The organism is Streptomyces sp. So13.3, from assembly GCF_005860785.2.
In the GTDB taxonomy this organism is placed as follows: domain Bacteria; phylum Actinomycetota; class Actinomycetes; order Streptomycetales; family Streptomycetaceae; genus Actinacidiphila; species Actinacidiphila fildesensis.
Map to the genome: position 1 here is coordinate 7,261,722 of NZ_CP048835.1, position 22,028 is coordinate 7,283,749.

General features: G+C 70.1%; 20 protein-coding genes. 9 read left to right on the forward strand and 11 right to left on the reverse strand.

The window, feature by feature from the left end; translation table 11 throughout:
- Nucleotides 1-176: 176 nt before the first annotated feature.
- The 3 genes from C8250_RS32475 to C8250_RS32485 all read right to left on the reverse strand — a co-directional run bounded on the left by C8250_RS32475 (nt 177) and on the right by C8250_RS32485 (nt 3,598).
- Nucleotides 177-1,634 carry a catalase gene (locus C8250_RS32475; RefSeq protein ID WP_138357449.1) on the reverse strand — a complete coding sequence of 486 codons (1,458 nt, stop codon included), beginning with the start codon at nt 1,632-1,634 and terminating at the stop codon, nt 177-179.
- A gap of 227 nt (nt 1,635-1,861) precedes the next feature.
- Nucleotides 1,862-2,758 (reverse strand): 2-hydroxy-3-oxopropionate reductase, encoded by an 897-nt coding sequence (locus tag C8250_RS32480; protein ID WP_138357450.1) that lies wholly within the window; start codon nt 2,756-2,758, stop codon nt 1,862-1,864.
- A gap of 18 nt (nt 2,759-2,776) precedes the next feature.
- Nucleotides 2,777-3,598, reverse strand: coding sequence for a TIM barrel protein (locus C8250_RS32485; protein ID WP_138357451.1), 822 nt, complete (start codon nt 3,596-3,598; stop codon nt 2,777-2,779).
- 122 nt (nt 3,599-3,720) lie between these two features.
- Here C8250_RS32485 and C8250_RS32490 point away from each other — a divergent pair, with 122 nt between their 5' ends.
- The 8 genes from C8250_RS32490 to C8250_RS32525 all read left to right on the forward strand — a co-directional run bounded on the left by C8250_RS32490 (nt 3,721) and on the right by C8250_RS32525 (nt 10,224).
- Nucleotides 3,721-3,972, forward strand: coding sequence for a hypothetical protein (locus C8250_RS32490; protein ID WP_138357452.1), 252 nt, complete (start codon nt 3,721-3,723; stop codon nt 3,970-3,972).
- 53 nt (nt 3,973-4,025) lie between these two features.
- Nucleotides 4,026-4,346 carry a helix-turn-helix domain-containing protein gene (locus tag C8250_RS32495; RefSeq protein WP_187145344.1) on the forward strand — a complete coding sequence of 107 codons (321 nt, stop codon included), beginning with the start codon at nt 4,026-4,028 and terminating at the stop codon, nt 4,344-4,346.
- A gap of 100 nt (nt 4,347-4,446) precedes the next feature.
- Nucleotides 4,447-4,953, forward strand: a complete 507-nt coding sequence (uraD, locus tag C8250_RS32500) for a 2-oxo-4-hydroxy-4-carboxy-5-ureidoimidazoline decarboxylase (RefSeq protein ID WP_138357454.1) — start codon at nt 4,447-4,449, stop codon at nt 4,951-4,953.
- Nucleotides 4,950-5,336: a hydroxyisourate hydrolase gene (gene uraH, locus C8250_RS32505; protein WP_138357455.1), complete on the forward strand. Its 387-nt coding sequence runs from the start codon at nt 4,950-4,952 to the stop codon at nt 5,334-5,336. The genes uraD and uraH overlap by 4 nt, the downstream gene beginning before the upstream one ends.
- 7 nt (nt 5,337-5,343) lie before the next feature.
- A complete protein-coding gene (gene pucL / locus C8250_RS32510; protein ID WP_138357456.1) occupies nt 5,344-6,267 on the forward strand; it encodes a factor-independent urate hydroxylase in 924 nt (307 codons plus the stop codon).
- 169 nt (nt 6,268-6,436) lie between these two features.
- Nucleotides 6,437-7,810: an 8-oxoguanine deaminase gene (locus C8250_RS32515; RefSeq protein ID WP_138357457.1), complete on the forward strand. Its 1,374-nt coding sequence runs from the start codon at nt 6,437-6,439 to the stop codon at nt 7,808-7,810.
- Between the two features lie 263 nt (nt 7,811-8,073).
- Nucleotides 8,074-9,498 carry a nucleobase:cation symporter-2 family protein gene (locus C8250_RS32520; RefSeq protein WP_244809499.1) on the forward strand — a complete coding sequence of 475 codons (1,425 nt, stop codon included), beginning with the start codon at nt 8,074-8,076 and terminating at the stop codon, nt 9,496-9,498.
- A 90-nt stretch (nt 9,499-9,588) separates the two neighbouring features.
- Complete coding sequence (locus C8250_RS32525; RefSeq protein ID WP_138357458.1) at nt 9,589-10,224, forward strand: TMEM175 family protein; 636 nt, start codon at nt 9,589-9,591, stop codon at nt 10,222-10,224.
- A gap of 18 nt (nt 10,225-10,242) precedes the next feature.
- Here the strand turns inward: C8250_RS32525 and C8250_RS32530 are convergent, their stop codons facing one another.
- From C8250_RS32530 to C8250_RS32565, 8 genes are all read right to left on the reverse strand, one after another.
- Nucleotides 10,243-11,739: an oligopeptide:H+ symporter gene (locus tag C8250_RS32530; RefSeq protein ID WP_138357459.1), complete on the reverse strand. Its 1,497-nt coding sequence runs from the start codon at nt 11,737-11,739 to the stop codon at nt 10,243-10,245.
- Between the two features lie 106 nt (nt 11,740-11,845).
- Nucleotides 11,846-12,661, reverse strand: coding sequence for a GNAT family N-acetyltransferase (locus C8250_RS32535; protein WP_138357460.1), 816 nt, complete (start codon nt 12,659-12,661; stop codon nt 11,846-11,848).
- 2 nt (nt 12,662-12,663) lie between these two features.
- Nucleotides 12,664-13,152: a GNAT family N-acetyltransferase gene (locus C8250_RS32540; RefSeq protein ID WP_138357461.1), complete on the reverse strand. Its 489-nt coding sequence runs from the start codon at nt 13,150-13,152 to the stop codon at nt 12,664-12,666.
- A gap of 96 nt (nt 13,153-13,248) precedes the next feature.
- On the reverse strand, nt 13,249-15,246 hold the full coding sequence (locus C8250_RS32545) for a phospholipase C, phosphocholine-specific (RefSeq protein ID WP_138357462.1): 1,998 nt from the start codon (nt 15,244-15,246) through the stop codon (nt 13,249-13,251).
- Nucleotides 15,243-16,703 carry an endonuclease/exonuclease/phosphatase family protein gene (locus tag C8250_RS32550; RefSeq protein ID WP_138357463.1) on the reverse strand — a complete coding sequence of 487 codons (1,461 nt, stop codon included), beginning with the start codon at nt 16,701-16,703 and terminating at the stop codon, nt 15,243-15,245. Before C8250_RS32550 ends, C8250_RS32545 begins: the two co-directional genes overlap by 4 nt.
- A gap of 162 nt (nt 16,704-16,865) precedes the next feature.
- Nucleotides 16,866-17,162 (reverse strand): SCO5918 family protein, encoded by a 297-nt coding sequence (locus C8250_RS32555; protein ID WP_203218473.1) that lies wholly within the window; start codon nt 17,160-17,162, stop codon nt 16,866-16,868.
- A 152-nt stretch (nt 17,163-17,314) separates the two neighbouring features.
- The gene (gene aceB / locus C8250_RS32560; RefSeq protein WP_138357464.1) at nt 17,315-18,934 is read right to left on the reverse strand and encodes a malate synthase A; all 1,620 of its coding nucleotides are present in this window, start codon (nt 18,932-18,934) and stop codon (nt 17,315-17,317) included.
- A 127-nt stretch (nt 18,935-19,061) separates the two neighbouring features.
- Entirely contained in the window at nt 19,062-19,742 is a 681-nt protein-coding gene (locus tag C8250_RS32565; protein WP_138357465.1) for a nucleotidyltransferase family protein, read from the reverse strand.
- A gap of 138 nt (nt 19,743-19,880) precedes the next feature.
- Between C8250_RS32565 and C8250_RS32570 the strand changes: the two genes are divergently transcribed.
- Nucleotides 19,881-21,740, forward strand: a complete 1,860-nt coding sequence (locus C8250_RS32570; protein ID WP_307811586.1) for a serine/threonine-protein kinase — start codon at nt 19,881-19,883, stop codon at nt 21,738-21,740.
- Nucleotides 21,741-22,028 lie beyond the last annotated feature (288 nt).

Genomic DNA, 22,028 nt, shown 5'->3' on the forward strand with positions numbered 1-22,028 from the left:
CGTTCTCCAAGGCGGGCTCCGGCAATGGGCGTTACCCCATCTTGCAGGAGATTGGAGCCGCCCGGCGACGCAGTTGGCGCGACAGGACAGTCGTCGCGTCGCCGGGCGGAACCTGTAGCCCGCGCTGCCGTGACCTACCCCTCAGAAGTTCACGGCGGCGCGGGCCAGTTCTTGGGTCAGCCCTCGCGCAGTGCGCGGACCGACTCTTCCAGGCGCGCACCGTACTCGGTGTCCGCGGCGTGGAAGTGGGCCAGGTTGCGTTCGATCACGTCATCGCGGGTGACCTGCGAGAGGAACCCGGCGATGTTGGCGATCAGACGGGACTTCTCGTCCTCCGACATGAGCCGGTACAGCTCGCCGGCCTGGAAGAAGTGGTCGTCCTTGACGTGCAGCGGCGCCTCGTGGGTGCCGGTGTAGCCGGACACCGCCTGCGGGGCGGACAGCGCCAGGTCGGTCTGCGACGGGCCCTCGTACGAGTTGGGCTCGTAGTTCTTCAGACCGCGCTTGCCGTTGCGGGTGGCCGCCAGGCCGTCCCGGCCGTAGTTGACGGCCTCGGTCGCCTTCGGCGCGTTGACCGGCAGCAAGGTGTGGTTGACACCCAGGCGGTAGCGCTGCGCGTCGGCGTAGGCGAAGAGCCGGCCCTGCAGCATCTTGTCCGGGGACGGGCCGATGCCGGGCACGAAGTTGTTCGGGGAGAACGCGGCCTGCTCGACCTCCTGGAACACGTTGTCCGGGTTCCGGTCCAGTACCAGCCGGCCCACGCGCTGCAGCGGGTAGTCCGAGTGCGGCCACACCTTGGTGACGTCGAACGGGTTGAAGCGGTACTCCGCCGCCTCGGCCGCCGGCATGATCTGCACGTGCAGCGTCCAGGACGGGTTCACCCCGCGCTCGATGGCCTGCACGAGGTCGCGCTGGTGGCTGTTGGCGTCCGCGCCGACCTGCTCGGCGGCCTGCTCCGAGGAGAGCGAGCGCACACCCTGGTTCGTCTTGAAGTGGTACTTGACGAAGAACGCCTCGCCCTGCGCGTTCGTCCACTGGTACGTGTGCGAGCCGTAGCCGTTCATGTGCCGGTACGAGGCCGGGATGCCGCGGTCGCCGAAGAGCCAGGTGATCTGGTGGGTCGCCTCGGGGGAGTGCGACCAGAAGTCCCAGACGTTGTCGGCTTCCTGGATGCCCGTGAACGGGTCGCGCTTCTGCGAGTGGATGAAGTCCGGGAACTTGATCGGGTCCTTGATGAAGAACACCGGGGTGTTGTTGCCGACGAGGTCGTAGTTGCCCTCTTCGGTGTAGAACTTCAGCGCGAAGCCGCGGGGGTCACGCACCGCGTCGGCGCCGCCGAGGCTGTCCGCGACGGTCGAGAAGCGGATGAACGTCTCGGTGCGCTTGCCGACCGTGTTGAGGAAGTCGGCGCGGGTGAAGCCGGTGACGTCGTCGGTGACCTCGAAGTAGCCGTACGCGCCGGAGCCGCGGGCGTGCACCACGCGCTCCGGGATGCGCTCACGGTTGAAGCGGGCCAGCTTCTCGATGAGCTGCTGGTCCTGGATCAGCAGAGGGCCGCCGAGGCCGGCGGAGGCGGAGTTCTGGTTGTCGGCGACTGGTGCGCCGGACTCAGTTGTCAGCGTGTGCTTGGGCATGGCGGCCTTCCGTAACTACCAAGGGAAGCGAAAGCGTGTGGGTCGGTAGACCGGACAGTAAGGACCGGCCCCGAGGAATGTCAACAGTTTGTTGAAGTTCCTGGTGATGCAAGGTTTGGTGCCGCCCGGCGGTGCGTTTGGGCGCGACAGGACAGGTCACGCACCGCCGGGCGGAATCGGGGGCGAGGCGGAGCCTCGCGCGCCGGCCGGAGCCGGGCGGGGGATCGTCAGCTGGTGACGGGCAGGCCGGACAGCCGCTCGACACCGCGCAGCAGCGCCGAGTGGTCCAGGCCGCCGTCACCCTGGGCGCGCAGCGAGGCGACCAGGTTGGCGACGACGGAGCCGACGGGCAGGGCCGCACCGACATTGCGGGCGGCGTCGGTGACGATGCCCATGTCCTTGTGGTGCAGGTCGATCCGGAAGCCCGGGGCGAAGTCGCGCTTGAGGAAGTTGTCCTTCTTACGGGTCAGCACGGTGGAACCGGCCAGACCGCCGTTGAGGACCTCCAGGGCGGCTTCCAGGTCCACGCCGGACTTCTCCAGGAAGACCACGGCCTCGGCGCACGCCTGGATGTTGACCGCGACGATGAGCTGGTTGGCGGCCTTGACCGTCTGGCCGGAGCCGTGCGGGCCGCACAGGACGATCGTCTTGCCGAGCTTGTCGAGGATCGGCTTGGCGACGTCGAAGTCGGCCTTCTCGCCACCGACCATGATCGACAGTACGGCCTCGATGGCACCGGCCTCGCCGCCGGAGACCGGGGCGTCCAGTACGCGGATCCCCTTGGCGGCCGCGGCCTTCGCCAGGTCCACGGAGGTCTGCGGGGTGATCGAGGAGGTGTCGATCAGGAGCGCGCCGGACTTCGCGTTCTCCAGGATGCCGTTCTCGCCGTAGGCGATCGCCTCGACCTGCGGGGAGGCGGGCACCATCGTGATGATGACGTCGGCGTCCTTGACGGCCTCGGCGATGGAGCCCGCGGCGGTGCCGCCGTTGGCCGCCAGGCGGTCCAGCTTGTCCTGCTCAAGGGTGTAGCCGGTGACGGAGTAGCCCGCCTTGACCAGGTTCTCGGCCATGGGGGAGCCCATGATGCCGAGGCCGATCCATGCGATCTTGGGGAGGGAGCTCATGATCTGTGACCTTTCGGATCAGTGGGCGGAGAGCCACTGGAAGTTGTCGGCACTCGGGCCGGTGGGCTTGTACTCGAGGCCGACCCAGCCGTCGTAGCCGGCCTTCTGCAGGCGGCCCACGAGGTCGTCCAGCGGCAGGGTGCCGGTGCCCGGAGCGCCGCGGCCCGGGTTGTCGGCGATCTGCACATGGCCGGTCCTGTCGGCGTAGCGGTCGATGACCTCGTTGAGGTCCTCGCCGTTCATCGACAGGTGGTACAGGTCCATCAGGAACTTGGCGTTGCCGAGTCCGGTGGCCGCGTTGACCTGGTCGACGACCTCGATCGCCCGCGGTGCGCTGACGATCGGGCACAGCGGCGACTCGGGCTTGTTGAGCGCCTCCACGAGGAGGATCGCGCCGACCCGGTCGGCGGCACGGGCCGCCCGCACCAGGTTCTCCAGGGCCAGGGCGTCCTGGACCTCGGGGTCGACGCCCTCGACCCGGTTACCGTAGAGCGCATTGAGCGCCTTGCACCCGAGCGACCGGGCGAATTCCGCGGCGACCTCGATGTTCGCGCGGAAGCGGTCCGACTCCTCGCCGGGGATCGACAGCGCGCCCCGGTCGGGGCCCGGCAGCTGCCCGGCGTAGAAGTTCAGGCCCACCAGCTGGGTGCCGGCGTCGTTCAGCGCGTTGCGCAGTGCGTCGAGTTCGGCCTGGGCGGGGGTGGGTGTTTCGATCCAGGGCCACCACAGCTCGACCGCCGAGAAGCCGGCCGCGGCGGCTGCCGCGGGACGCTCCAGGAGCGGGAGTTCCGTGAAGAGGATCGAGAGGTTCACATCGAAGCGCGCTTCGGAGAGGCTCACTAGCGTTGCGCTCCTTCCGTATTGCGGAAGTTAGTTTCTGCTTAACGGAAGACTGAACGAACCGGACGCCGGCTGTCAAGTGCGGATGTCGCCACATGAGGCCGACCGGTTAGGTTGGGCCCGTGAAACTGAGGCTGGAATTCACGACGGAACCGTTCGACCTGGACGAGGCTCCCGGCCATGCGCTGGTCGCCCGCGAGGTCGTCGAGACGGCGGACCTGGACGCGGTGGACGTCGGACCGTTCGGCAACACCGCCGAGGGCTCACCCGAGGCGGTGGTGGCCGCGGTGGCCGAGCTGCTGCGGCGCACCCTCGCCGCGGGCGCCACCCGGGTCTCGCTTCAGGTGAACGTCATCGGGGAGGGTGATCAGTGACCGGGACCGGGGGGCACCCGTTCGCCGAGGCGGTCAAGCCGCTGGTGGACGCGATGGGAGCCGAGATGGTCGCGCCGGATCAGGCGCGAGGCGACGATGTGGTGCTCAGTTGGGAGGGCGAGGAGGTGCTCGCCGTCCGGTTGCCCCATCTGGCCGATTCGCTCGATCACATCCTGGCCGACCTCCAGCGCCGGCACGGCACGCTGTCCGAGCTGGACCGGAAGGACAAGCAGGGCGTCGTCCGGATCCTGGAGGAGCGCGGCGCGTTTTCCGTGCGGCACGGGGTCGAAACGGTCGCCACCGCCCTGGGCGTGAGCCGCTTCACCGTCTACAACTACCTCAACAGGGAGAACGCGGCGAAGGCCGCCGAGTGATCGCCGGGCGACCGCAGCCGTAACGTCCCGGCCACCTTTGTTACCGGAAGTTTTCAACAAAGTGTTGACGTGGCCGGATCCCGGCTCTTAGCTTGCGGCTGTGACTTCCAGCGCTTCGCCGGGCCTCGCCCGGCTCAACTCAGCCACCGCGTCCGACGCGGCCGGACTGCTGCACGAGGTGTGCGCCAGCCGGTCGTGGGGCGCGGCGGTGATCGCCGGCCGGCCGTACCAGGACCTCGACGCACTCTTCGCGGCGAGCGACGCGGCCATGGCCGGACTGACCGCCGACGACCTCGGTGAGGCGATGGCCGGACACCCGCCGATCGGCCGCCCCAAGCCGGGCGACCCGACCTCCGAGCGGGAGCAGGCCGGCGTCCAGGAATCGGTACGCGAAGAGCTCCTGGAGCTGAACCTCGCGTACCAGGACGCCCACGGACATGTCTTCCTGATCTGCGCCACCGGACGCACCGGTGACCAGATGCTGGCCGCCCTCAAGGAGCGGATCGGCAACGACACGGACACCGAACGTGAGATCGTCCGCGCCGAACTGGGCAAGATCAACCGTATCCGGCTGACCCGACTCGCAGCAGAAGGAGACCCGTCGTGACGGAGACCTCCGTGTCCACGCACATCCTGGACACCAGCATCGGCCGCCCCGCCGAGGGCGTCCCCGTGGAACTGTCGGTGCGCAACGGCATCGACGACCTCTGGGCGCCGCACGGTGAGTCCAAGACGGACGCCGACGGCCGCTGCAAGGATCTGCCGGCCCTGCCGGAAGGCACCACACACGTACGGCTCGACTTCGCGGTCGAGCAGTACTTCACGACTCAAAAAATCTCAGCCGAGGCACAGCAGGACGCCCCCCGCGTAAGGGACAGCGGCGCTTTCTTCCCGGAGGTGGCGATCACTTTCGCCGTCAAGCCGGGTGAGCACTACCACGTACCGCTGCTGCTCAACCCGTTCGGCTACTCCGTATACCGAGGGAGCTAGCACCGTCATGCCCACGATTCTCGGCCAGAACCAGTACGGCAAAGCGGAAAACCGCGTCGTCAAGATCACGCGGGACGGCGACACCCACCACATCAAGGACCTCAACGTCTCGGTCGCCCTCTCCGGCGACATGGACGATGTGCACTACTCCGGCAGCAACGCCAACGTGCTGCCGACCGACACGACCAAGAACACCGTGTACGCCTTCGCGAAGGAGTACGGGATCGAGTCGGCCGAGCAGTTCGGCATCCACCTGGCCCGCCACTTCGTGACCAGCCAGGAGCCGATCCAGATCGCCCGGATCCGGATCGAGGAGTACAGCTGGGAGCGCATCGCGTCCTCCGACGGCAACTCCCGCTTCATCGGTGCCGACGAGGTCAACCACTCCTTCGCACGCACCAACCAGGAGCTCCGCACCACCCAGATCACCTACGACGGTGAGAAGTGGGAGGTCATCTCCGGCCTGAAGGACCTCAAGGTCATGAACTCCACCAACTCGGAGTTCTGGGGGTTCGTCAAGGACAAGTACACGACCCTCAAGGAAGCGTACGACCGCATCCTGTGCACCGAGGTGTCGGCGAAGTGGCGCTACAACTGGACCACCGACGACGAGCGCATGCCCAACTGGGAGAAGTCCTACGAGCAGGCGCGCAAGCACATGCTCCAGGCGTTCGCCGAGACCTACAGCCTCTCGCTCCAGCAGACGCTGTACCAGATGGGCGCGCGCATCATCAACAGCCGTTCGGAGATCGACGAGATCCGCTTCTCGCTCCCGAACAGCCACCACTTCCTGGTGGACCTCGAACCGTTCGGCCTGAAGAACGACAACGAGGTGTACTTCGCCGCGGACCGGCCCTACGGCCTGATCGAGGGCACCGTCCTCCGTGACGGTGTCGAGGCCCGCATCCCGGTGGACCTCACCAACCTGTAGTACTTCTGCCTTGTCCCCCGACGCGCGCGCCGGCGTCACGGTCCCCGCATTCCGATGCGGGTACCCGGGGGAGAGCGGGGGCATCTGCGCAAGGAAGCACTGCGGACCCGGTCGTCACCCCGCTCGACCCCCGGGTTCGTCCATCGAGAAGGAAGCACGAGGAACTGCCATGGCAGCACCGCGCATCGTCATCGAGAACTGCGCTATCGCCACCGTGGACGCGAACGACACCGAGTACGCCTCGGGTCATGTCGTCATCGCGGGCAACCGCATCGAGTCGGTAGGCGCCGGCGCTGCCCCCCAGGGACTGGAGAACGTCGTCCGCCGTGTCGACGGCACCGGCCATCTGGTCACCCCGGGCCTGGTCAACACCCACCACCACTTCTACCAGTGGCTCACCCGGGGTCTCGCCCAGGACAGCAACCTCTTCAACTGGCTCGTCGAGCTGTACCCGACCTGGGCGCGGATCGACGAGGAGATGGTCTACGCGGCCGCCCAGGGCTCCCTGGCGATGATGGCCCGCGGCGGTGTGACCACCGCGATGGACCACCACTACGTCTTCCCCAAGGGCTCGGGCGACCTGCTGGGCGCCGAGATCCGCGCCGCCAAGGAGATGGGCGTCCGCTTCACCGCCGCCCGCGGCTCCATGGACCGCGGCAAGTCGGCCGGCGGCCTGCCGCCGGACTTCGCGGTCGAGACCCTCGAAGGCGCGCTGGCCGCGACCGAAGAGGCCATCGACACCCACCACGACGCCTCGTTCGACTCGATGCTGCACATCGCCGTCGCACCGTGCTCCCCCTTCTCCGTCTCCACCGACCTGATGCGCGAGGGCGCGCTGCTCGCCCGCCGCAAGGGCGTCCGCCTGCACACGCACGGCTCGGAGACGGTCGAGGAGGAGAAGTTCTGCCACGAACTCTTCGGCATGGGCCCGACGGACTACTTCGAGTCCACCGGCTGGCTCGGCGACGACGTGTGGATGGCGCACTGCGTCCACATGAACGACTCCGACATCGCCGCGTTCGCCCGCACGAAGACCGGCGTCGCGCACTGCCCCTCCTCCAACGCCCGCCTCGCGGCCGGTATCGCCCGCGTCCCGGACATGCTCGCCTCGGGCGTGCCGGTCGGCCTCGGCGTGGACGGCACCGCCTCCAACGAGTCCGGCGAGCTGCACACCGAACTGCGCAACGCGCTTCTCATCAACCGCCTCGGTGGCGGCGAGAAGGCGCTCAACGCCCGCCAGGCGCTGCGCCTGGGCACGTACGGCGGTGCGCAGGTCCTCGGCCGCGCCGACCAGATCGGCTCCATCGAGGCCGGCAAGCTCGCCGACCTCGTGCTGTGGAAGCTCGACGGCATCGGCCACTCGTCCATCGCCGACCCGGTCGCCGCGCTGGTGATGGGAGCGGCCGCCCCGGTCACCCTGTCGCTGATCAACGGCAAGCCGGTGGTGGAGAACAACCACCTCACCACGGTCGACGAGGACGCCATCGCGCGTCTCACCCGCGTCCAGGCCCAGCGCCTGGCCAAGATCGCCGGCCTCGTCTAGACCCCACCCCCAGAGCAACCGGTCAGGGAGGGACGGCCCCTGACCGGCCGCCGGTCCCGCGTTCGCGCGGACCCGGCAGCGCCGCCCCCGGCCCGTGGACCACGGTCGGTCCCGGATCCCCGGGGGCGGCGTTTTGTGTACCCGCACATATCCGCACATTGACGAAGAACCGCTGTACATACCCCTCCGCTTGATGGCAAGGCCCGTACATGCACCTCCCTGAAACCCGCAGTGCGCACATCGCGTAACCGACAGGAGGAACCGTGGTCGCTCAATCCGTGGCACCGGATTCGGTACATCCCGTGGACCAGTCCTTGCCCCCGGGCAAGCTCATCACCAGCGGCCTGCAGCACGTGGCCGCCATGTACGCGGGGGTGGTGGCGCCGCCCCTTGTCGTCGGCGCGGGCATAGGACTCTCCACCGCCGACATCACCTTCCTCATGGGGGCCAGCCTCTTCACCGCGGGCCTCGCCACCCTGCTGCAGACCCTCGGCATCTGGAAGATCGGCGCCCGGCTGCCCTTCGTCAACGGCGTCTCGTTCGCCGGAGTGGCCCCGATGCTCGCCATCGGCAAGTCGGCGGCGCCCGGCCACGCGCTGCCCGTCATTTACGGAGCGGTGATCGTCGCGGGAGTGCTGGGGTTCGTCCTCGCCCCCTACTTCTGCAAACTCGTCCGCTTCTTCCCGCCGGTCGTCACCGGCTCGGTGATCACCCTGATCGGGCTCTCCCTGCTCCCGGTCGCCATCAACTGGTCGCAGGGCGGGGTGCCCGGCGCACCCGGCTACGCGTCGGTGTCCAACATCGCGCTCGCCGGCGCGACGCTCGCCATCGTCCTGGTGCTGCGCCGGGTGCTCACCGGCTTCCTGCAGCAGATCGTCATCCTCATCGGCCTGGTGCTGGGCACCCTGCTCGCCATTCCGTTGGGCAAGTCGGACTTCAGCCCTATCAAGGACGCGGGACTGGTCGGCTTCCCCGATCCGTTCCACTTCGGAGCGCCCGAGTTCCAGATCGCGGCGATCATCTCCATGTGCGTGGTCATGCTGGTCTGCATGACGGAGTCGACCGCCGACATCCTGGCCCTCGGCAAGATCGTGGACAAGCCGGCCGACGAGAAGATGCTCGCCGCCGGCATCCGCGCCGACGCGCTCGGCTCGGCCCTCAGCCCGGTCTTCAACGGCTTCATGGCCAGCGCCTTCGCGCAGAACATCGGCCTCGTCGCGATCACCAAGGTCCGCAGCCGCTTCGTCGTCGCGGCGGCGGGCGGCATCCTCATCCTGCTCGGCCTGTGTCCCGCGCTGGCCTCCGTGATCGCCCTGGTGCCGCAGCCGGTGCTGGGCGGCGCCGGCATCGTGCTCTTCGGCTCGGTCGCGGCCAGCGGCATCAAGACCCTCACCGAGGCGGACCTCTCCGACGGCAACAACCTGCTCATCGTCGCCACGTCGGTCGGCGTCGGCGTCATCCCGGTCGTCTCGAACACCTTCTACGAGCACTTCAACGACCACCTGAAGATCATCCTCGACTCCGGCATCAGCACCGGATGCCTGGTCGCGGTCGTCCTCAACCTCGCCTTCAACCACCTGGGCCGCAAGCCCGGCGCGGAAGCCCCGGGCGAGGGGAACGGCGCCGGTGCCGATTCCGGTGTCGGTGATCAACAGGCCGACGCAGCAAGGGCGTTGCCCGTTCACTGACGCTCTGCGCGAACGGAGGGGCAGCTTGATCCCGGGCCGCCCCTCCGCGTGTCAGGATGTGCCGGTCACGGCACACGGAGGGGGACGGGAATGAATGAGTCGGGTCGGGTCGAGGCGTTCAGCGACGGTGTGTTCGCCATCGCGATCACGCTGCTGGTCCTGGAGATCAAGGTCCCGCCGCACGCGGGGGACCACCTGTGGTCCGCACTCGGCGAGATGTGGCCGTCGTACGCCGCCTACGCGGTGACATTCCTGGTCATCGGCATCATGTGGGTCAACCACCACACGGTCTTCGGCTTCATCGCCCGGGTGGACCGGGTGCTGCTCTTCCTCAATCTGCTGATGCTGATGTGCGTCGCGGCGCTGCCCTGGCCCGCCGCCCTGATGGCCGAGTACCTGCGGGGCGGTGACGCCGCGTCCCATGCCGCCGCCGTCGTCTACAGCGGCTTCATGGTCGCGTACGCCCTCACCTTCCAGGCGATGTGGTGGTATCTGACCAAGCGCGGCCATCTCTTCGACGAGCGGGTCGACGTGGCGGCCGCCCGCGCCACCAGGATGCGGTTCGCGGTCGGTTCGGTCGTCTACCCGATCGCCGTCGGACTGGCCTTTGTCTCGGCACCGCTCACCCTGGCCGTGCACGGGCTGCTGGCCATCTACTACGCCTTCAACCAGGTGCCGGTGCCGACCCGCGGGCAGGCGCCGGAACCGGCCGGGACCGACGGGTGAGCCGGCCCCGGCCGGCCGTCATACCCCCAGGCGGGCGCGGAGCCGCCGGCTGCCGAGGATGAGCGCGGCGCCGGCGAGCAGCGCCGGGATGCCCAGCGCCAGGTAGTAACCCGCGCCCGGAGTGCTGGTCTTGGACAGCTGCACGGCGTGCCCGCCGACGCCCGCGCCGAGGGCCGCCGCGAGCCAAAAGAGGCCGATCATCTGGCTGACGAAGGTCCTGGGCGCCACCTCGGTGGTGACGCTCATGCCCACCGGGGCGAGCGCCACCTCGCCGCACGCCTGGAGTGCGTACGCCACGATCAGCCACAGCGGCGACACCAGATGGCCGTCGGAGCCGACCACCGTCGCCAGTGCCATCAGCAGCAGGCTCAGGCCCATCAGCCCCAGCCCGATGCCGAACTTGGCGGGTGCGCCGAGCCGGTCGCCCAGCCGGACCCACAGCCAGGCGGAGACCGGTGCGGCGGCGAGGATGAACAGCGGCACCACCGCCTGGAACCAGCTGGCCGGCACCGTGAAGCCGCCGATCGTCCGGTCCGTGCCGACCTTCGCGAACAGGCTGAGCACGGTGCCGCCCTGGATGTAGAGCATCCAGAAGAACGCGGCCGACAGGAACAGCCAGATGTAGGACCGGATCCGCTCCCGCTCCTGCGCCGTCACCACCGGATTGCGCAGCAGCCGGCGGAAGCAGACCACCGGCAGGACGATGGACAACAGCCCGCCCAGTGCCAGCACATGGCGCAGATCGAAGGTGCCGGCGGCGGCGTCCGCGCCGTACAGCACGGTCAGCACCGTCAGGGCGGCGGCGGTGCGCCGCTTCACCCGGCGCCACTCCTCCGCACTCGCGGGCCTCTCCGGTCGCTGCCCTATCTCCCCGAAGTACTTGGTGCCGCGCAGGAACTGGGCCAGTCCGAGGATCATCCCGACGGCTGCGGCGCCGAAGCCCAGGTGCCAGTCGACGGACTCGCCGAGCGCGCCGCACACGATGGGCGCGGCGACCGCGCTGACCTGGATGCTCATGTAGAAGATCGCGAATCCGGCATCCCGTTCGGCCCGCGAGTCACGGGCGTAGCAGGCGGCCAGCACCGTGGCCAGGTTCGGCTTGAGCAGCCCGGTGCCGGCGGCGATCAGGGCCATGCCGACGTAGACGGACGGCACCGCGGGCAGCGCCATCGAGCAGTGGCCGAGGGCGATGAGGACACCGCCGTACAGCGTGGCCCGGCGCGCGCCGAGGATCCGGTCGCCCAGCCAGCCACCGGGGACCGAGGCGAGGAAGACCGACGCCAGATAGACGCCGAACAGCGCGGTGGCGGTGTCCTCGGACAGGCCGAGACCGCCTTCGGCCTTGGTGGCCGAGGCGTAGAGGAAGAGGATCGCGGCCATCCCGTAGAAGCTGAAGCGCTCCCACATGTCCAGGCCGAAGAGCGTGGTGAACCAGCGGGGCCTTCCCAGGAAAGTGCCGCCGAGAGGCCCGGCGGTCTCCTCTCCCGCAGTGGCCGTCGTGGTGGGAGCCGCCATGGGACCTCCTCCGGGGCAGGGCCGGGCGGGGGCGCGGCCAGTGTGTCCGGTGAGGTTCCCAGGGCGCTATCGGGGACGGCTCAAGAACGTTTCAGCAGTCCCGGAGTCAGCCGGCGGGACTCTCCTGCGGCTCCGCTGCGGGCTTCCAGACGTACGGCGTCGTGGTGGTGACCGGCAGCAGGCCCAGCCGGGCCAGGATCGGGCGGCTGTCGTCGGTCGCGTCGACCTGGAGGTAGCGCACCCCCTGCGCCACGGCGAGCCGGGCGCGGTGGGCGACGAGTGCGCGGTAGATGCCCCGGCCGCGCCAGGCGGCGAGGGTGGAGCCGCCCCACAGCGACGCGAACTCCGTACCGGGGTGCAGTCGCATCCAGGCCGCGGAGACGACCTCGTCCCCCGCCTCGGCGACCACCACGACACACGGGTCGCCCTCGCCGTTCAACTCCCGCTCCAGGACGTCCGGCAGCCAGCTGTGGTCGTAGCCCCAGACCGCTTCCTCCATGACCCGCATCCGCTCCAGATCCGCGCGGGAGGTGATCTCGCGCAGCGTCACGCCCTGCGGCGGCACCGGCTCGGCGGCCAGCTGGGCGGCCTCGCCCACCAGTACCGTCTCCCGTTCCCCGGCGGTGAACCCGGCGGCCGTCAGGCGCTCCGGGAGGTCGGCGGGCAGGTCGTGGCCGTGGTACTTCCACTCCACCTCCTCGCCCAGCGCGGCGAAATGGTCGCGCTGCGCGGCGATGAACGTGTCGAGCTCACCGCCCTCCAGCCCGCCGAGGTCGCGGTAGGTGATGAGCCCGCCGTGCCCGGCCAGGAGCTGCCGGACCACGGGGCCGGACCGTTCCGCCCTCTCGCGCGTCACCCCGCGCGCCCGGAGCTGCTCGTTGTAGGTGTCGCGGTACGCGACGGCGCGTTCGTCGATCGTCATGGTCACAACCCCCGGTACATGATGTGGAGTCCGACATAGCCCTCGTCCGGATGCAGGAAGCCCTCCGGGACCGTGCCCAGGACCTCGAAGCCGAGCGACTCGTACAGCCCCACGGCCCGGACGTTCGACGCGACGACCGCGTTGAACTGCATCCCGCGGTACCCCTCGGCGCGCGCCCAACGGAGCGCCTCCTCGGCCAGCGCCCGGCCGGTGCCGTGCCCGGTGTGCTCGGGGGCGACCATGAAGCTCGCGCTGGAGATGTGGGCGGAGCCGCCCATGTGGTTGCGGTTCATCTTCGCCGTGCCGAGCACCGTCCCGTCCTCGCTGACGGCGACCACCGTGCGCGAGGGTGCCTGGAGCATCCACATGTCGCGCGCGGTGGCCTCGTCCAGATCGCGGGGATAGGTGAACGTGTCACCCCGGGCCACGATGCCTTGCAGGAACGGCCAGATCGCGGGCCAGTCGTCAGGAGTCACATCTCGGATGAGCATGACGGACATCATGCGACGAGGGGCGGCCGAAACGCCACTCGGTTTCGGCCGCCCCACTGTCGCTTCCCGTTGTCGCCCCGGCTGTCGCGTCCGAGGTCAGACCGGGTGCACCGTCCCCGCGTAGCGCTGGGCGAAGCGGGTGCCGGTGCCTGCTGTGGCGGTGATGTCGTAGCGGCCGCCGCTGGTGGGCCAGAGGATCTCACCGCAGTGGCCCGGGTCCACCCAGGCGGTCCTGACGGCGCCGCCGAAGTCGTTCGGGGCGACGGTGAACAGGACCGGCTCCTTACCGGCGTTGGAGAGTTTCAGCGCGAGGGAGGTTCCCCGCAGCGTGGCCCGTACGGCGGGGACCGCCACATCGTCCTGGCCGGCCGGGACGACGGTGCCCGCGAAGCGGCGGACGAAGCCGTCGGCGCCGTGCACGGTGAAGTCGTAGCGGCCGTCGGTCTGCGACGCGTCCCAGGTGTACGTGGCGGTGGCGCCGGGCGCGACGGTGAACGGCGTGCCGGAGAACGCCAGCTCGATGTTGGGGTAGACCGTGTAGTGGAAGCCCGTGGTGCCGGTGTTGGACAGGGTGCAGACGACCTTGCCGGTGGCGCGGTCGACCGTGGCGTCCGCCCAGGGGTGGTAGGGCAGCGGCCGGTGCGGGCGCGTTCCCGGCTCCTGGGACGGCATGCTCTGCGCGCCCGTGGCGGGCAGTTTCACCGCGGGCAGCGACTTGTTGGCGTCCGCCTTGGCCATCAGCGCGACGGTGTCCGGCAGCGCCGGTATCGAGTAGTCCGGGTTGGCGAAGTCGAAGCAGCTCGTCAGGTCGCCGCAGACGGAGCGCCGCCAGGCGGAGATGTTCGGCTCCTGGACGCCGGTGACGACTTCGAGGAACCGCAGCACGGACGTGTGGTCGAAGACCTGCGAGTTGACGTACCCGCCGCGCGACCAGGGCGAGGCCGCCCACAGCGGCACCCGGTTGCCGAGACCGATCGGGCGCCCCTGGGCGAACTCCTCGGCCGTGCCGGTCTCCGGGGTCGGCGGGACGACGTGGTCGAAGTAGCCGTCGTTCTCGTCGTACATCACGAGGAAGACGGTGTTCTTCCACACCGCGGGGTTCGACATCAGCGACTGCAGCGCGGTGTTGACGTAGTGCGCGCCGTAGTCGGGGCTGGCGTCCGGGTGTTCGCAGAACAGGTAGGGCGCGACGAGCCAGGAGACGGTCGGCAGGGTGCCGTCCTTGCAGTGCTGGTCGAAGGCGGTCAGGTCCCACTTGGTCATCGCGTTGATGTAGCGGGCGTCGTCCGTCGCGAACTTGTGGAACTGCGAGAAGTAGGCGAGCGCGTTGTCGTCGTAGTCGCCGTACCGCTCGTCGAGACTCGGGTTGTGGTAGACGCGCCAGCTCACCGCGTGCGCGGAGAGCCGCTCGGCGTACGTCGTCCAGTCCGCGACCGGGTTCTCGGGCAGCGGGGTGTTGTCGATCCACGGGCCGGTGGTGCCGTCCTTGCCGGGGCCCGCCGTACCCGACCACAGGTAGAGGCGGTTGGGGTCGGTGGGCCCGGCCATGGAACAGAAATACGCGTCGCACAAGGTGAACGCGTCGGCGAGGGCGTACTGGTAGGGGAGGTCCTCGCGGGTGAAGTAGCCCATCGAGCGCTCGCCCTTGGCGGCGACCCACTTGTTCATGGCGCCGCCGTTGATGGCCTGGTGGCTGGTGCTCCAGTCGTGGGCGAGACCGCCCGCGTTCTGGGCGTTGTACTTGGTGCTGTCCATCCGGAAGGGCAGCATCACGTTGCCGTCGGTGCGGCCAGGGTCGGGCTGGCGGAAGACGGAGTCGCCGCCCGGGAAGAGCAGCCCCTGCTTGTCGTCGAAGCCGCGCACCCCCTTCATCGCGCCGAAGTAGTGGTCGAAGCTGCGGTTCTCCTGCATGAGGATCACCACGTGCTTGACGTCGGCCGGAGTGCCGGTGGCCGCGGCTGTGGCTCCGGCGGTACCGGTCACGGGCGCCGCGGCGGCGGCCGTCCCGGTGGCGCCGGGCAGCCCGACGGTGGCGGCGGCCGCGCCCGCGGCGGCGGTGGCTCCGACGAAGGAGCGGCGGCTCAGCGGGGTCATCGGTGTGCTCCTGGGGTCGGGGTGGCCAGGGTGAAGGTGGCGACGGCGGCGGCGCAGTCGGACGGCCAGCCGTTGCCGGCGGTGCCGGGTGCGGGCTGCGGCCAGCCGGTCACCAGGGTGTGCGCCTCGAGGAGGGTCAGCGGGCCGGCGAACTGGACCTGGTCGATACGGTCCTGCGGCTCCTGGCCGCTGCCGCGCACCTTGCGCACCGGCGACCACGTGTTGCCGGGCGACGCCAGCGGATCGGGGTGCGCGGACCGGAAGGCGTCGATGAGGCCGGCCTGCTTGAGGGCCACGGTGACCGGCCAGTTGACCGGCCCCACCCCGCTGTGCGCCGCGCGGGTGGCGGCCGTCCAGTCCAGGTGCGACGGCGAGGCGAGCCCGGCGGCCAGCACCACCGGGGTTCCGGAGGCCAGATCGGCCTTCATCGCGGCGGCCAGCGCCTGCGCCTGCTGGAAACGGACACTCGCCTGTTCCGCGGCTTCGATCTGCGCGGCGGTTCTGCCGTCCTGCGCCGCGTAGGGGCCGTAGCCGTTCTCGTCGAGCTGCGCGGCCCACAGCCGTACGGTGCGGCCCGCGGCGAGTTGTATGGCCACCCCGGCGGCCGGGAGGGCGGTGGTGGGAGCCGTCACGGTGCCCAGCGGATAGCGGCTGACGACACCGAGGCTGCCGGGGGACTGGTACGAGAACCAGCCCAGCGCGTCCGCGAGCGCCTTGGCGGCGGTGCCGCCGGTCTCCTGCAGGGCCACGACGTCCAGGCCCTGGGTGAGGACGGTGCGCAGCTGCTTCTCCAGCGCTCCGTCGATGTGCGTGCCCGCGTCCCACAGGTTCCAGGACGCCACCTTCAGCCGCTGGGCGGCCGCGGCGGCGCGCACCGGGACCTGCACGGTGAGGGTGTCGGAGCCGCCGGCGCTGTCCTTTACGGCGACGGTCAGCACGCCGGGCCGCGCGGGGGCGGAGGCCGGCGCGGTGCCGGTGACGACACCGGCGGCGCTGACGGAGAGCCAGGAGTCGCCGCCCGTCCGGCTGAACACGGCACTTCCGGCGGGGGTGCCCGCCGGCCGTGTCCACAGTCCGGCGAGTTTGACGGAGACCGCGCCGCCGGCGGTGACGGGCCCGGTGGTGAGCCCGTCGACGACGGCGTGCGGGCGCGGGGCGGCAGGCTTGGGGCGGAAGGAGAAGGCGGCGGTCTGCGCCAGGATGCCGTAGCCGTCCTTGGCCAGCAGATACGCGGTGTAGGGGCCGCCGGTCAGGGTCGAGGTGTCGAGCACGACATCACCGGACGCACCGGGTGTGTACTTCCACACGATCGAGGAGCCGGTGCCGGGCTGACGGGCGCCGTCGTAGACGCCGACCCAGTTCTTGGCGTCCGGCGTGTCGGTGGCCCAGTGGAACGTGAGGCGGTCGCCCTCATAGGGGGCGGCGGGGGAGGTGAGGGCGAGAGTACTGGGTGGCACGGGGGAGGTTCCTCTCCGCCCGGTGGGCACGCCAGCCTCACGGGCCGACCGGGCTGCACAAGTTGGCTGAACAACTTGGGCTATTCAGTCGGCCCGCGGCACACGCGTCAAGAACTCCGGATGTCCGGGGAAGGACGACCCGCAGAACTCGCGCCGGTGACGTCAGGTCCAGTACGGAGGGGATTGCGGCAGGACGTCCGGAACCTCCGCGGGCGGAGCGGGAGCGGGCTTCGGGAAGCACTTGAACTCGAGCTTCTCCAGGGCGCGGACCATCTGGGCAGCGCTGAAATCACGCGGGTCCTGCCGGGTGATAATCGCCCCCACCTGCTTGACGGGGTAGATGCGATTTCCGATCTTCACAGACTCGCCGGTGATGGGTTCGGGCTTGATCCCGCTCATCTTCTGCTCCACCTCGCTTGCCTGCAGATAGAAGGAGACTCCAGCGATGGTGCAGCGGATCATCATGCCTCAGCAAGGGCAGAAGGGACGTAACAGGTACTCCCACGTTGTCACATACCGGCACGATGGCACAGCTCCCCGGGATAACGAAGCGGGCCCCGGCCCTGTGGACCGGGGCCCGCTCGGGCGTGTGAACGGGTGCGGGACGGGTGTCAGCCCAGCAGTTCGTAGGCCGGGAGGGTGAGGAAGTCGACGTACTCCTCGTCGAGCGCGGTCCGCAGCAGCAGGTCGTGCGCCTCGGTCCACTTGCCCGCGGCGAACGCCTCGTCGCCGACCTCGGCACGGATCGCGGCCAGCTCCTGCGCGGCGACGCGCTGGACCAGGTCGTGGGTGGCCTTCTCGCCGTTCTCGAACACGACGCCCGCGTTGATCCACTGCCAGATCTGCGAGCGGGAGATCTCCGCGGTGGCCGCGTCCTCCATCAGGTTGAAGATGGCGACGGCGCCCAGGCCGCGCAGCCACGCCTCGATGTAGCGGGTGCCGACCTGGACCGCGCTCACCAGGCCGTCATAGGTCGGCTTCGCGTCCAGCGAGTCGATGGCCAGCAGCTGGTCGGCGGTGACGTGGACGTCCTCGCGCAGCCGCTCCTTCTGGTTCGGCCGGTCGCCGAGGACCGCGTCGAAGGAGGCGCGGGCGATCGGCACCAGGTCGGGGTGGGCGACCCAGGAGCCGTCGAAGCCGTCGCCGGCCTCGCGGTCCTTGTCGGCCTTGACCTTCTCGAAGGCGACCTTGTTGACCTCGGCGTCACGGCGCGAGGGGATGAACGCGGCCATGCCGCCGATCGCGTGCGCGCCGCGCTTGTGGCAGGTGCGCACCAGCAGCTCGGTGTACGCGCGCATGAAGGGCGCGGTCATGGTCACCGCGTTGCGGTCCGGCAGGACGAACTTCTCGCCGCCGTCGCGGAAGTTCTTCACGATGGAGAAGAGGTAGTCCCAGCGGCCGGCGTTCAGGCCCGCGGCGTGGTCACGCAGCTCGTAGAGGATCTCCTCCATCTCGAACGCGGCGGTGATCGTCTCGATGAGGACGGTCGCGCGGACGGTGCCCTGCGGGATGCCCACGTACTCCTGCGAGAAGACGAAGATCTCGTTCCACAGCCGCGCTTCGAGGTGCGACTCGGTCTTGGGCAGGTAGAAGTACGGACCCTTGCCCTTGGCGATCAGCCGCGTCGCGTTGTGGAAGAAGTACAGCCCGAAGTCGACGAAGGCGCCGGGGACGGCCTCGCCGTCGACGGTCAGGTGCCGCTCCGCCAGGTGCCAGCCGCGCGGGCGCATGACGACGGTGGCCAACTCGGCCTCGTCCTTCAGCGCGTACGACTTGCCCTGTTCGGTGGAGAAGTCGATCCGGCGCTCATAGGCGTCGATCAGGTTGATCTGGCCGCCGACGACGTTCTCCCAGGTGGGAGCCGAGGCGTCCTCGAAGTCGGCGAGCCAGACCTTGGCGCCGGAGTTCAGCGCGTTGATCGTCATCTTGCGGTCGGTGGGACCGGTGATCTCGACGCGGCGGTCGTTGAGCGCGGCCGGGGCCGGGGCCACCTGCCAGTCTCCCGCGCGGACATGTGCGGTGTCCGCGAGGAAGTCCAGGGTGCCGGTACGGGCGATCTCGGTGCGGCGCTCCTTGCGGAGCGCGAGCAGCTCGGCTCGGCGCGGGGCGAAGCGTCGGTGCAGCTCGGCGATGAAGGTCAGAGCCTGCTGCGTCAGCACCTCCTCCGCGCGGGGGACGGGGGGTGCGTCGTCTGCGACGACGGCCGCCGAGGACGGCACTGCTGCGGACATGGCTGACTCCTCTAGGGGACAAAGGGTGCCGGGCGGCCGCCGGGTCGTGCCCTGGCACGGGGTGCCGGGCCGTACCGGAATACGGGCGCTTCTGCGAGGTGGAGCATAGTATCCGCATTGCGGAAGATCAACGTTTTGTGGCACGCGGTGCAGCGGGCTCGCTCACGGGTTTCAGAAGGTGCAGGTCATCAGGGGTGTCGATATCGGCGGGGTCGGCGATGTCACCGCACTCGACGAGGGTGATCGCCTCCTGGTGGCGTTTCAGGTAGTCGCGGGCGCCCTGATCGCCGGTCGCGAGGTCCGCGATGTCCGCCCAGCGGTCCGCGCCGAACAGCACCGGATGGCCGCGCCGTCCCCCGTACGAGGCCGCCGCCAGGCTCGCCGGGCCCCGGTACGCGTTGATCACCCGGGCGACCGCCCCCGCACCGATCCCCGGCTGGTCCACCAGCGCCACGACGACCGCCTGCGCCCCGGTGCCCGCCCGCTGTTCCGCCGTGTCCGCCAGCGACCGCAGGCCCGCGCGCAGCGACGAGCCCATCCCGCCGGCCCAGTCCGGGTTGTCGACCAGGACGCAGCCCGCCAGGTCGGCCTGCTCGCGGACCTCGTCGGCCGCCGCACCGAGCACGATGTGCACCGGCCCGCAGCCCGCCTCGCGCAGCCCGCGCAGCGCGTGCTCGACCAGCGGGCGGCCCGCGTACTCCAGCAGCGCCTTCGGGCGGCCGCCCAGGCGCCGCCCGCCGCCGGCCGCGAGCAGCAGGCCGGCGATGGAGGGAAGAGTGGCGGAATCGCTCGGTGCGATGGGTTTCATGCCTCCTCCCTACAGGACGCGGCGGCCGGAGGCGAAGAGGGGCACATCGGGCGTTTGGCCTCACGGCGGCGGGCGGAGCGCGGGCTTCGATAGGCTCAGCGCCGTAAGGGACGGGTATTCGCAGGCCAAGGGGCAGACGTGACGAATCATCAGCAGGGCCCGGTGCCCGCCACCGTGGCGGACACCTCGGCCCCGGATCCTGAGATCTTCCAGCCGCTGACGGACGACGACCCGAAGACCGTCGCCGGATACCTGCTCAGCGCCCGCTTGGGCGCCGGCGGGATGGGCAAGGTCTACCTCTCCTACACGCCCGGCGGCCGGCCGGTGGCGATCAAGGTGATCCGCCCCGAGTTCGCCGAGGACCCCGAGTTCCGCCGCCGGTTCCGCCAGGAGGTGCTGGCCGCCCAGCGCGTGCAGGGCCTCTACACCGCGCCGGTGATCGACAGCGACACCGAGGGCCCGCACCCGTGGCTGGCCACCGCCTATGTGGCGGGGCCCTCGCTGCACGCGGCGGTCGCCGACCACGGCGCGATGCCGGTGCCGACCGTGCTGCTGCTCATCGCCGGGATCGCCGAAGCGCTGCAGGTGATCCACCACGCGGGCATCGTGCACCGGGACCTCAAGCCGTCCAACGTGCTGCTCGCCGTCGACGGACCGCGCGTCATCGACTTCGGCATCGCGCGGGCCGCCGACACCACCGCGCTCACCAGCACCGGTGTCAGCATCGGCACCCCGGCCTTCATGTCCCCGGAGCAGGCGGCCGGCACGAGCTGCACACCGGCCACCGACATCTTCGCGCTGGGCCAGATCGCGGCCTTCGCGGCGATGGGCGGCGCCGCCTTCGGCGACGGGCCCTCGCACGGCGTGCTCTACCGGATCGTGCACGAGGAGCCGGACCTGTCCGAGCTGCCGGGCGAACTGCGCGAGATCGTCACCCGCTGCCTCATCAAGGACCCGACCCTCCGGCCGTCCACCGCCCAGATCATCGCGATGTGCGGCCAGGCGTCCAAGGACCCGGCGCTGCGCCGCCCGGACGGCTGGCTGCCGCCGTCGTACGCCGCCGACCTGACGCAGGCGGCCGCCCCGGCGCCGCAGCCGGTCCAGCCCGCCGCCCCGCAGCCGGCTCCGCCGGCGACCCCGCAGCCGGGTTATCAGCCCACGCAGGCGGTGCCGCCGACCGCGCCCCCGCTCCACCCGCCGACCCAGCCGGTGAACCACCAGCCCGTCCACCCGCAGCAGGCCCAGCCGCAGCCCGGCCTCCCGCAACAGGCCCACCCGCAGCAGTTCCCGCAGCAGGCGCAGCCGATGCAGCACCCGCAGCAGCCCCGGCCCCCGATGGGCGGCTACGCGTACCCGCCCACCAACGGCCCCGGCAGGCCCGGGGGCTTTCTGCCCCTGCCGCCGAAGAAGAAGCGGACGGGTCTGGTCGTCGCGGGCGTCATCGTCGCGCTCCTGGTCGGCTCCGCCGTGTACTCGGCCATCAACAAGGGGGACGACAAGAAGTCGTCGAGCAACCAGAGCACCAAGACGCCGTCCGCCACCGGCGGCACGACCGGGAACCAGACCGGGCAGAGCTCGGCCCCGGTGGATCCCAAGCCCGCCTCGTACACCGGCCTCAACATCCCCGGCGGCTACACGTTGACGTTCGCCGACGAGCCTCCGCGCCCGGAGAAGGCGGATGTGAACTACGAGGGGGACTTCGGTTACGCGCCGGATCACATCTCCGGCACGCACGTCGCCACCAACAGCAGCAAGAACACCCTGGCGCTCGTGATGCCCGGTGAACCCGCGACCCTGGCCGGCTGCCGCGCCAACACGCGGTACGCCACGAGCATCCTGAAGGAGACGCTTACCAAGGGTTCGAAGATCTGCGTGACGACCGAGTCGGGGCACATCGGCCTGGTGACCATCCGGGGTTTCGGGTCGGAGCACACGGACAGCGAATACGTCACCGTGGATCTGACCGTCTGGCGCAACGCCGTCGTACCGCGGAACTGATCGCCGCCGGACCGCGGAACTGATCGCCGCCGGACCGCGGAACTGATCGCCACCGGAATTGTCGCCAAGTCGCTTGCCGCACAAGGAAGTTGGCGCGGATTTCGTCGTCCGTATGGCGTCCCGCGCATCGGTTCGCGTTAACTGAGCGCGCCCCGGACCCGCTCCGGGGCGCGCGCGGGGGCGCTGGGGGGCGCGCTCGCCGAGGTGTGGGAGGTGGGGGGTGGGGTCTGTGAACGATGAGAGTTGTGGTGCGGCCGCACGTACGGCCGCGGACGTCAGGGCGGGGGC